A 12,277-nucleotide genomic window follows, 5' to 3' on the forward strand; every position below is an offset into this window, starting at 1 on the left:
GGTGAAAAATTCTATCAAATATTATTAGTTTGGGCCTTTTATGCGAAATCTAATTAAGGTATTTCTCAAAAAAAGTAGTGGCTGTCTAAAATATGGTATAAATAAGAAAGTATAAAATAGATTAAGTTTTTTAATGTATGAACAAGGTGCAGAAACTGGGGATATGCACCAAATAAGAATAGAGAACACATTAGAATCTAAGTTTCCAGAAGTGGAAAAAGAGTGGTCCTATACATAGAATGAAGGATTGATTCTGAATAAATTTACGTTTAAATAAAATAATCAGATATAACGATAATATAGCGCATGCAAACATGAATGGAGAGTAATAAAAATTAGCAGAACTTCGGTACCAAATGTCCTGAATACACAAAAAGTTCAAGAATTGAAAGTCTAAAAATATAAGTTAGAAAATGGTTCTTCTTTAGCTGGAAAATTTCCTAATCTGATAAAAGAATGGAGTAATAAATTTGAAGAGTACTAATATAAAGGTTCTTTTTTGATGGAAATTAAATTTCTCAGGATAGAGCTTATATGCGAAAGATTATGTTGAATTATTGAAAGACTGTGCAAGAACAAGTAAAATTTATATAGCGTTTAGGGAATTTGAGAGGGGAATAACATTGTACATTTATTTAGACGATTCGGGAAATATAGACGATGATAAACCATTTTATGTATGGGCTGGTTTTTCATTGAATACACGTCCTAAAAAATTGATGGAAGACTTGAATAGTATCTTCCAAAGCCTTCCGAAGGGAAGGTCAGGAGAATTGAAAGGGTATGAAGCAACATTTGACCAAAGACAGAAAATTTTTCAATGTCTAGCTAATAGGCATGATTTAAGAATTTGCTATCTTGTGGCTGATAAGCCAACGATTACCAAAAATCAAGCAACTTTTAATAAGCATACAAGATCATTGTTAAAAGCACAAAGTGAAACCTATTTTTTGGCTAAAGTTGTCTCACGTCTCTCTGAACCATATCCAGATAGAGATAAAAAGAAAATGCGCATTTTTATAGATGGTGATGCTCCTGAACGGTTAATAGATGTTCATGATAAAGACAAAATAAAAGAAAACTTAAATGTGACAAATGCCCGATTGCACGAGTATTTGACGTTAAGAATAAATTATCCTAAGTGGAATAATCAATTTTATTGGTCTGATTTTGAAATCGAATATATAGCTAAACAACACCATAGTTTAATGCAAGCAATAGACTTTGTGGCAAACTTCATTAACAAATACTATACGTATATGGATGGTAACAATAAAAAGTCTCCACAAAATCAAGAATCTGCTAATATGGTTACCCTATATAATATTTTACAACCTAAAATACATCATAAAATTTATGGATTTTCAGATATCTCCATGTTGTAATTATTGTTTTCTTTTGTGGTATATAGTATAATTAAGACCTACAAAAGAAATGCTAAGACTGGTAAAGTAAGCCCTGTACAAATGACGAATCAGCCGATTCGAAGTCGTTGTCTATAATCTGTCTATTAAATAAGACCATTTGTATAAGGCGATACCGAGGACGAGAGCAATTGAATTAGTTAGTGTGTAAATTGCCATTTGCGCACAAATGGGAATTTAGAAAATAAGTCCTTTAGAAATGAGAAAGCAGCTGCCTTCATGTCGAAAGACCAGTTCTAAACGGCCATCTTTTTCCTATAAGTTTTTAAGCTGGAAGCCAAGGGGGACCTTGGCTTTTATTATTTTCATTAAAGTTAAAAAAAGACTTCATAAATAAAGGGAGCCCGCCAATAAAACTCGGATTTCGTATATTAAGCAAAGTTTTAAAAATAAAAATTGATGTTTAGCTTGATTTATATACCTACTTTGCATTTCTTCATAAGGCACCACTCGGCGTTTATTCGAACTTGACTTCTTATACTCCTCAATTATTACCTGATTTAAGATTTCTATCTTTGACTCCAAAGTTAAATCATCAAATTTAACCATTGCATCAAACCTGAGGAAAATTGGATCCACTAAGTTCTTTCTTCTGGTTTCTTGTAATTAGATGTACAAATAATGATTGTATTTTTTAGATTAACTATATAATTTTTATCTTCAAATATTCCCTCATCAAAAGCTTGATAAAAAGCATTGTAGCTTAAAAGTATGCTTTATCAAAATTGTCCAATAAAATAACATTTGATTCTCTCTCTAAAAGAAATTTAGTAAAACCGGACGCACTATGTTTGCTTCCAAAAAGGTAGTCTTAGAGTTCATTATTTTGAAACATAGATAGCTGCTTTCGAAATAAGTCCTCACCTAATAAATCACTAATAAATTTAGCTGTCCCCGTCTTGCCAACTCCTGAATTCCCATAAAACATTAAGATGGTATGAATGATTAGTAGCAATTGATATAATTGTATTAGAAGCAATTAGGAGGATTATTAGTGGAAAAGTTAAAAGTACTATTTCAAAACACTTTATATATAGCGTACCCTCTATTTACTGGAGTTGAGGGAAGTGAAAGAGTTTTAAATAAATGGCAACACTTCTATCAAGATGTAGAAAGAGATCTACAGAGGATTTACAACTCAACTTATTCGTCACAGACTTTCGAAAGACTAGTGAAATGGGTTTCTAAAAAGGAAGCTTTAGGATTATCTGCGATAGACATCCTTCCAAAATTAGATAATCATAAGGAAGAAATTTTTGAATGTCTAAAAGACGATTTATATATGGAATTTGGGATTAAACTGCCTGTTGTCGCAAAAGAAGTACCTTTAGATTCAGAGGCTAAGAGTGATTATATAGAGCGAAGTAATGCAGGGTTTATGTACCATTTATCAGACACTATTGCTAAGAATAAGTTTACAGATGACCAAGATAAAAATGTACGTATTGCTCAATTGCAGGATAAACAAAATAGTCTAGTGGTGGTCTCTTCACATGATGATGGTGATATGAAATTACAAAGAGAAGAGCTCAAAAGATGGAATACACTAATTGATTCTACTTTTTTAACTCGAGTAATGGATGATTTGACGGCGGATTGCCTTGATATTGTAACGGAACTATGGGTGAAGAGTGCGGAAAATGATAAGACTATTGTGCCTGTACATTATGAACAAATATTAGATATGTGTAATATGAAACAAATCAAGAATGGTAAGGCTTATTATCGAAAAGATGACAGATTAAAGATTATGGAGCGTTTAGCTGCTCTTGCAAGTATTTTTATTTATGTCAATGAAGATAATGAGATCGTAATATTGAATGAAGAGGATCCAAATGAAACCTTAGCTTATAAAAAGCAAAGAATTAGAAGGTTATTTGTAATGGACGAAATTATCATTGCAAAAGATATTGATACGGATAGAACATTAGGTATAGAGAGCATGAACGTTACACCAGGTAGCTTTTTATCAAAATATCTATACGGTTCTGAGAAACTAACAGGTTTACTATCTAAGAAAGCACTGGAGTATAACAGCAAGCAGCAGAGATATCATAAAAGATTAACCAGATATCTAAGTTGGCGTTGGCGTATCCAACAGTCATATCAACATCTAACACATTCATATAGTATTGGTGGTCCTAAGGGGATACTTCAAGTTATGGAGATAAGTATGAATAGAAAACCAAGTCTAATAAGACAAGTTTTTGAAAAAACGTTAGATGATCTTATGAGGGACCAAGTAATTCAAGAATGGAAATACTCTCCCGAAATTGATGAAGAAAAATGTAAGGGGAAAAACTGGTTTGAAAATTACTGGTTAAAATTGAAAGTAATCATTTCTCCTACAAATGAGCTTGTGAAACTACAACAAGAGTTGATTACTAAGAAAAGTAAGCAGCAGGCACCATTAATCATCGAGATGGAAGAAAGGCCACCTGCAATTGAAGAGAAGTCAATAAGTATATTAAATCAAGAAATTCCTAATAGCATCGAGTTCTATATTGAAAAGATGAACACGTATAAAGAGAAGAATAATAAAAGTATTCGTGAGTTAGCGAAAGAAATAGATATTTCGTATTCAACGCTTTCAAGAATGTTATCTGGTAAAAGAAAACGATTAAATGATGACACCAAAAACAAATTAGATAAGTGGATCGAGAGACAAGAAGTAATGAATTTATTGTAGGATTAAAGAATTATGTATTTTATGGGGGCGACTTATAATTGACAAGAGATGTTGAAGGGATTTTTCAAGAAAAGTTAACAATGTACCCGCATTTAAAAGCCATTCGTGAACGACTTTGGATGAAAGATAGAAAAAGTAGAGTATCAGTTATGGTTGGAGCTGGTTTTAGCTTAAATGCAAAAAGGGTTGAGGCTACATTTGAAGGAATGGCTCTATGGCCGGATTTAAAAAAACGGCTAATTAAAGATTTAATACACCATCCGGATATTGAAGATAAAGATGTATTAGAAGTTAGCCAAATATTTGTTGAGGAATATGGGAGAACAAGTTTGGATGAAATTCTAAAAGAGGCTATCCCTGATGACAATTATGAGCCAGATAAAATACATCATGACTTGTTAAAACTACCATGGTCGGATGTTTATACTACGAATTATGATACTTTATTAGAACGTGCAAAAAAACGTGTCTATGAGCGGAACTATCAAGTTATTTATGATATTAACGATATCCCTAGTTCGGTACAACCGCGCATTGTGAAATTACATGGAAGCTTTCCAGCGAATAGACCTTTTATTTTTACAAAAAAGGATTATGAAAATTATCCGCAAAATTTTAGACCATTTGTAAACATGGTTCAACAATCTATTATGGAGACTACTTTTGTATTAATAGGTTTCTCCGGAGATGATCCGAATTTTGAGAAATGGACAACTTGGGTACAAGAAAATCTAGGTGATCATATGCCGAAAATTTATATGATAGATTGTGCTGGGCAAAATGAGGAGAGATTGAAAGAACTTACAGAAAAAGGGATTACCTTAATTGATTTTAAAGAAATATATGGTGAATCTGAAAACCGGTATTCTACAATGTTTGCTGATATTTTTGAGTATCTTTCTTATAAAAATAGACAAGAGAAAACAAAGTGGCCATATAAAAGTTATAAAAACTTTAACAACTTTAAAGCAAACCGAGAAACGTATCCGAATTGGGTTGTTATGCCAACTGAAATAAGAAAGAAATATGTATCAAACATTCAGGAACAAATAACAATTCTTTTGAATTCATCAACAGATATAGTTGATTATTTAGAAGAGATATTGTGGTGTTGTGAAAAATTCTATATTCCTATTAAGTTTAATCATTTATCAATTAAACTAGAGGGTTTAATTGGTAAATTAGACGAGAGTAATGAACAATATATTCAATTACTGCTCCTATTATTAAAAGAAGAGAGACTTAATTTTAATAATCTTGGTTTCGTAAAGTATCAAGAAATATTAGAAAATCTTAACTTAAACAAGAAACAAAGCCATAATTTGAAACATGAACAAATATTATATGCTTTAAATAGCGATGTTCAAATCATAGAAAAAATGATGAATCAATGGGATGTGGAGAAAACTGAAATAGAATGGGGTATAAAAAAGGCGATTATTTATTTCAGAATTCACAAAAATGCTAAAGCTAATCAAATGTTGATTGAGTATTTACAAACGATTAGAAATTTACTTGCTATAAAACCAGATGATTATCGATTAATGTCATTAGAAAGTATTGTGTTGCATCACTTAAAGAATAACGGGAGAGAAGATAGGTTAAGATTTTTAAATAGTAAAAATTGTGATGTGGGAAAAGAGTATGAACAATCAGTTATTTCGGTAGTGAAATTCGAAAATACATATGGAAAAGTAAGGCATGATGGATTTGACCCTGGGATAGAAAGAATTAAAACTACATATTCTATATTGATAGATAAAGCATTATTAAATTCATTTGCTGTCATGCAGATACAAGAAACTTTAATGCTACCGACAATTAATAATTCTGAACTAGAGTTAGCTATAAGAAACTTAGAGAAGTATTATCCGACATATTGTCAAATAAAAAAGATACAAATTATAGATTCAGAAGGCATAATTAAATTGTTTTCAAGAGAATTTGTGTATTCAATGGAGCAATCTAATCTTGATATCTTGACTAGTTATTTGACGAATTCAGTATTCAATAAATCTCAAAGTGGATTAGATGTAAGTGTTGAAATGGAAGTTATTTCTAGGATTTACTTCGTTTTACCAAGCAGAGAAAAAGAAATTATAGATTTAAGTTTAATAGAATTTATTAAGAACAAAGGAACATTAAAGTCAGAAGAACTGAAATTAATGAATAGGTTTTTAATAAGGTTAATTGTATCAAAAAATATTTTTGAATCTGAGTTTTTTTGTAAAATGTTGATTCAAAATAATATTTTTAGTTTAGAAAATGATGATGAAGTAATAATGAAAAATGTATTCTTTAAATATATTATAGAAGGCCTTGAAGAGCAGAATAAATTATGTCAATTTAAGATGTCTCAAAACCAGATTGAAAAGCTATTTAATAAATTAAAAGATGCTAATGAGCATGATGTAGCATTACTCAAAATAATTGTCCTTGTCCGAACCCAAAAATTACCTCGAGAATTTTACAATAGACTGTTAACGTTTATAAAAGAGTATTCAAGAAGACAAAGTACAAGATTACAGCGTGTTATGGAGGAAACTGTTAGCTTAGTTCAAATCCCTAAATTAATAGATGAATCACAATTTATTATAAAAGAAATACCTAAATTTTATAAATTAGGGACGTTTATTGGAAGTAAAGAGTTAGATACATATTTTAGGGAACTATATAAGGTTTTTTCTTGTAACTATAAAGATACAAATGAAGCTGATTTGAAAAATAGCATTTATAAACCGTGGTTAGAGAAATTTTATTTGTGGTGGGAAGATCAAAAGCAAGGATTTAATGCAATAGAAGTAGATAATGAGTATATGTTTAGTGTAAATTATTTTGAAATCCTAGTGTATATTTTGGGGGATAATATTTTGGGGACTGTTCCCAAACAATTATTAGACGATAGGGATTTAATCAAAATAAGGAAAATATTTCTAGAAATTATGGAAATAAGAAAAGATTTGTCATTTTATTTAATTCCTTGTTTAGAAAGACTAGGTAATAATGGTGAGTATGGTATAGATTATTTAATTGATAGGCTAAATGATAAAAAAAGTAATTGTGCAAATGCCGCAATGCAAGCGCTACATGATTGCTTGTTATTAAATGAAAATAAGAAGATTAATGTGGAAGATCCTATTCGGATAAAAAAAGAAATATTACATTTAATAAAATATGGTTCAGTGGATATTGTAAGTATGGCAATTAATATAGTGATAGAAATTTCAAAATCTATTCCTACATTTTTTGACGATAGTGATTATAAGATACTGATCAAATACAGTAATTGTTATTTAACGTCAATAATTGAAGAAGTAGAATTTTTAACACGTGGTGATCTTAATTTATTAACCAGTTATGCAAACTTAGTAACTTACATTTGTAATAATAAGCCTAAGATTGTTGGTGAACAGTTTAATGAGTGGAAAAAGTATATAAGGAATAATCATTTACCAGAAGTAAGGGTTTGTGCGGACTTCCTTCAGGATACAATAAAGATTAATCTATAATAAGATAATTTATTTGTTTAAATATGAAAAGTTAACTTACAAATAAAAAATTACTTACAATAAAATACATAAAAAAGAGCCATATTAATTTGGCTCTTTTTGTGTTATGTAGTTACAGGGATTGAAAAATAATATCTATATTAGAAGGATATAGCTTTTCTTATTTCATCAAATGTGATTACTATTTTTCCCTTCACGGATTGACACCCTTGTGCAAAAAGTTCGTAGGAAAATACGAAATTACAATTATCTAGCTCAGTACTCTCACCGTTAAGATGTTTTTCTTGAATTCGGAATTTAAGCTGTAGAGGATATGCAGTCCTATAGGTTCCAGGATGAACGGTATCATCTATACCGCCTGCAAACATATAACCATATTTTTTTCGATCATTGTGCGTTTGGGGAATTAAGTTAAGACCTTCCTCGTATCCTTCAAATAAATGAAGATTTTCTTCTGCTTTGATTTGAATTGCAGGATAAATAGCAACATATCTTCCTATATTACGAATACCAACTACAATGGATAAATGATGTTGACTTTCGGGACCAGAACCAATAATATGATTTCTTTGTATTTGATAATGCACTTCTAAAACAGGTCTTTGTCTTCTACCAAATGCATCTGAGAGATGTGAGTGCTCCATTTGATTAAAACTGTCTCCAATGCGCATATAGTATTTATTTTCTCCTAATAATGCTTGATGCGGTGGCAAATCACTAGCAGGTACATAAGTTACAACAAATCCATCATTGGTATCGGATTTAGGAATAAATAAATTTTGGATATCAGGCAATAAAGGAGTTAGTGCATCTGAAAGTAAACTATTTAGAGTTGTTTGAAAGGTTTTTGCATTAATTATGGGTTCTTCATCGCTAGCAGCATCTAATCCATCTTCATTTTTACGCGCATTAACTCCCCAAACGATAACTCCTCCAGAGGTGTTAGCAAATGCTGATAATGCTTTGGCATAGTTCCTTTTATCATCTTTAGAAATTTTGCTACCATCAGGAACGCTTTTTAATTTGAAGTCTAAGAATACTGATTCTTCCTTGTTCTGGTTTATCATACGTGAAATTTCTTTATACCCATCTTTTTCTAATCTATCAAAAAATAGTTCGGCATTATTCATTTTGGAATACTCCTTATTAAATTTGTATTTTATAAAACTAATAAGTTTATATTCCCATATAAACTTATTAGTTGTCGAATAAATCTATATATTTATCTGTTAAGTAATAAAAAGGTTGTTTAGTTTACAATAAAATGGTTTAAAAAATAATAAAGCTGTTAAAAAATGCGAGCCATATTGTTGAGGATCACATCTTTTTTATTATAAAAATTGCTCAAAAAATAGGAGTTACCCCGCCTGCCAATTTGGGGTTTAATGAACAGTAAGTAGATAAAACTGATAATTCCTTGTCCAATTTCAACTATTGAGCGCGATTGTGGAATGAAACTTAGATTTTTAAATAACTTTAAAGAGCCTTACTACAATATGATTTGTAGCGAGGCTCTTATATTTTTAAATCAAAATTAATAAACATTATTATCACTTTACAGCTGGGTGTTATTTGCTAATATTTTGGCTCAAATTATATAGAATGGTGCCGTCTTCTTCATGTTTATTAGGGTCTGCTGAAAAGTTGAAGCTTACATGTATCTCAGTTTTTAATTTTTCATATAGTGTAGGGCGTAAAATTCTCGCTTTATTATCGTTATATGGACTGCGTTCTCCATATTCACCATTTGATTTAACTGAATTTCGTTTCACGCTGTAGCAGTAAATTTTATTTGGATCATCTCTATCGCTTTCACTAAGTGAAGCTACCATGGCTGCTTCTAAATCTGATGGTTTGCCCGTGCTTACTTTCTTTGGAATGAACTTTGATAATGTTTGGTAAAATGATTGAATTGCATTTCCAACATTAGTTCCAAAAGGGATATCAAAATAAGTTGTCAATGTCTTCGCGTCTGTTAAAAGGGTAACTGCATTTGCTGGAGTAATTAAATTGTCCGTAATGTTGTTTCTTTTTAAAAACTCTAATTTTAACAAAGCAAATTCCGGTATTTTTTCATCCTTCATGTATAATTTCACCAAAACAATATACTCCTGCTGATTATATTTAAATACAAAAGAATCAATACACCAGCCCTTACCCATCATGTCTCGCTTTAAATCTCTAAAATTACCTAAAATATTCAACAGTATCTCCTCCGTGTAAAAGTATAATATATAGCACTTATACAATTGTAACATTCCATATATTTCGAAAAAAGAGATGTGTCATTGCTTTAGAAGTAATTCAGGTACAATGTTTCTTTAAAACTTGGAAAATATCTTGCTACCATAATCTTAATTGTGTAATATATAGGTATATTGTTAGTTTATTTGATTCCGTTTATTCCCACACCTTTTTTGTGTTGTGGTTGAGTTGTAGAAGCAAGTTGCGTCTTGTTTCAATTGTGAAAGGGCTTCTTTGAGCCGATTAGTGTATATATAGCTTATTTTGCTATGCACATTATTAATCGACTTGAAGAAGCCCTTTTTGTGTTGTTTTCAAGTTTGCAGGCGGGGTTATGAATCATAACAAATTACAAAATAGAGGAGATATGAAAATGAAAAAAGATTATAGACACTTACGACTAGTACCAACAGTAGAGGAACATAAAACACGAATGGAAAAAAATCAGAAATCATATGCTGCACCAGCGATGTCATCTGAATCCAGAGTAAGAGTAAATCAAATGAGAGGTTGTTTTGAAGCTGAAATTATATTACCAGATGGTAAATTTCAATATTTTAAACTAAACACCCTTAATGAAAAGGAAGCCATTCACGAAATCGCATTATTTATTGAAGGCATCCAGGAAGCAAAAGAAGGCTATGTCATCCTATGGCGCTTTGTCGGGCAACAAAGTTTTTATCATGGTACAAAGATCGTAGCTGAACCGAAGTTTCGTACAATCCTACGTAAGATGAAAGATTATTTTTTTGATTACGAGGAAGTTGTTTATGAAACTGAAAAATAAGAAGGATAGAGGGATATAAATATGAAAAAAGATAACATTTGGACAGTAGTAGATGATCCAAAAGAGCAGGAGACGAGAGAGCAATCCCAAGAGCCGGATGATATTTTTGCTGGTATGGATGAGCTATCGGAGATTACAGATGAAGAACTACCATTTTAATAAAGGCGAGGTAGTTTATAGAGGGTAAAAGGAAGAACTAAGTGATGTATTTACTTGGATCTTCCTTTTTTTATTGAAAAAAAGAACTTGGAGGGAACGATTATGCGTTTAGGAAATGATTTAGCGGCAGGATTTTATCCAACACCACTAACAGAAGGGAATCATTTAATACAGTTATTACAAATGGAATCAGAGCGAGCTTATGCTTGCTTTGATCCATGTTGTGGGGAAGGTACAATTTTACGAAGTTTTGCAGATGCGGTGAAAAAAGTCGGTATACAACTTGACACATATGGTGTGGAATTAGATGCAAATCGGTATAACAAAGCAAAAGAGCAATTAGACATAGTGATACGCTCTAGCTTTGAAAGTATGATGATTAGTCATGACTATTTCCCACTTATCTTTTTAAACCCACCGTATAATACAGAACTTCGGACAGAAAAAAAGAAATCAGAGAAAATGGAATTTAACTTCTTAAAGCGTGCACACCATTATTTACAAGACGGTGGCATTATGGTGTATGTCATTCCATACGATCGTTTTGCTCGAGATGAAATTAGCTACTTTTTAGCTAAGAATTACGAGGAAATCGGATTAATGCGTTTTGGTGATGAAAATGAAGAATTTGAGCAATTTAAGCAATGTGTCTTTATTGGCCGTAAGCGTGCAGCTACGAAAAATGATACATATTTTAACGATCGATTCGCTAATTTTTGTGAGAATATGTCAGAACTAGCTTTTGTTAAAGAACATGTGAATACATTAGCAGAAATGGTGAATCGTAAAAGTTGGGTTATACCTGAATTGCGACATCAAAATAAATTAATTTTTACATCTCGTGTGGATTATAAAGATGCTTATGAAGGTGTAGGCAAATCAGAGGGGATCTTAACATTAAAGAAACGCTTAAATAGAGGAAATGGTTACTCACTTCAAGCTGAAAAAACAGCTGCAGAGAGAGCAAAGATGCCAATTGCTTCTGGACAATTAGGACTATTGCTGATAACAGGTGTGGCAGACGGTTTGCTTGGTGAAGGTGATACACTCCATGCAGTTCGTGGATCTGAAAATGTGTATTATTTAAATTCATTTGAGCAATTGGAAACAACAACGAAAGAAGTTGTTTTACAAAAACGCCGCGCGAAATTTATCATCGCAACACCAACTGGTGAAGTCAAAGAACTTGTCTAGGAAAGGAAGAAGGCTATGTCTGTACTATTAGGAATAGGAGCATTATTTATCGTATGGGAATTTAGTAATCGTATGTTTCGTATTGCTATCGTTCTAACGGTCATTTGCTTATGTGCATCTCAATTCAGTACAGGTACACATTTGGGAGTGCTAGTACAATTCTCACTATTCCAGGGTGTAGGTGATATGTTATCTGTAGCTGAACATTCATTACCAGAGTGGAAACAGTTTATAGACTTTTAAACAATAAATTATATGAGTAGGACATGAA

Annotated in this window: 9 protein-coding genes; 7 read left to right on the forward strand and 2 right to left on the reverse strand. The window is 31.4% G+C overall.

Annotated features, from left to right (window positions below; genetic code table 11):
* The first annotated feature begins 623 nt into the window (after nt 1-623).
* The 3 genes from QCI75_RS29045 (at nt 624) to QCI75_RS29055 (ending at nt 7,622) form a co-directional block, all read left to right on the forward strand.
* The gene (locus QCI75_RS29045; protein WP_353761993.1) at nt 624-1,385 is read left to right on the forward strand and encodes a DUF3800 domain-containing protein; all 762 of its coding nucleotides are present in this window, start codon (nt 624-626) and stop codon (nt 1,383-1,385) included.
* Between the two features lie 1,033 nt (nt 1,386-2,418).
* Complete coding sequence (locus tag QCI75_RS29050) at nt 2,419-4,113, forward strand: helix-turn-helix domain-containing protein (protein ID WP_353761994.1); 1,695 nt, start codon at nt 2,419-2,421, stop codon at nt 4,111-4,113.
* 38 nt (nt 4,114-4,151) lie between these two features.
* The gene (locus QCI75_RS29055) at nt 4,152-7,622 is read left to right on the forward strand and encodes an SIR2 family NAD-dependent protein deacylase (RefSeq protein ID WP_353761995.1); all 3,471 of its coding nucleotides are present in this window, start codon (nt 4,152-4,154) and stop codon (nt 7,620-7,622) included.
* Between the two features lie 140 nt (nt 7,623-7,762).
* On the opposite strand, the gene QCI75_RS29060 is transcribed toward QCI75_RS29055, so the two are convergent.
* Together QCI75_RS29060 and QCI75_RS29065 are read right to left on the reverse strand one after the other, a co-directional pair.
* Entirely contained in the window at nt 7,763-8,752 is a 990-nt protein-coding gene (locus QCI75_RS29060; protein ID WP_353761996.1) for an AlbA family DNA-binding domain-containing protein, read from the reverse strand.
* A gap of 438 nt (nt 8,753-9,190) precedes the next feature.
* Nucleotides 9,191-9,826 carry a DUF6037 family protein gene (locus QCI75_RS29065; protein WP_483299487.1) on the reverse strand — a complete coding sequence of 212 codons (636 nt, stop codon included), beginning with the start codon at nt 9,824-9,826 and terminating at the stop codon, nt 9,191-9,193.
* Nucleotides 9,827-10,239: 413 nt separating this feature from the next.
* Between QCI75_RS29065 and QCI75_RS29070 the strand changes: the two genes are divergently transcribed.
* From QCI75_RS29070 to QCI75_RS29085, 4 genes are all read left to right on the forward strand, one after another.
* Complete coding sequence (locus QCI75_RS29070) at nt 10,240-10,653, forward strand: DUF6018 family natural product bioysynthesis protein (RefSeq protein ID WP_353761997.1); 414 nt, start codon at nt 10,240-10,242, stop codon at nt 10,651-10,653.
* A 21-nt stretch (nt 10,654-10,674) separates the two neighbouring features.
* Complete coding sequence (locus QCI75_RS29075) at nt 10,675-10,812, forward strand: hypothetical protein (protein WP_353761998.1); 138 nt, start codon at nt 10,675-10,677, stop codon at nt 10,810-10,812.
* Between the two features lie 102 nt (nt 10,813-10,914).
* Nucleotides 10,915-12,006, forward strand: coding sequence for a DUF6094 domain-containing protein (locus tag QCI75_RS29080; RefSeq protein WP_353761999.1), 1,092 nt, complete (start codon nt 10,915-10,917; stop codon nt 12,004-12,006).
* Nucleotides 12,007-12,021: 15 nt separating this feature from the next.
* A complete protein-coding gene (locus QCI75_RS29085) occupies nt 12,022-12,249 on the forward strand; it encodes a hypothetical protein (RefSeq protein WP_353762000.1) in 228 nt (75 codons plus the stop codon).
* Nucleotides 12,250-12,277: the final 28 nt, after the last annotated feature.

Source organism: Bacillus cereus group sp. RP43 (genome assembly GCF_040459645.1).
GTDB lineage: Bacteria > Bacillota > Bacilli > Bacillales > Bacillaceae_G > Bacillus_A > Bacillus_A mycoides_C.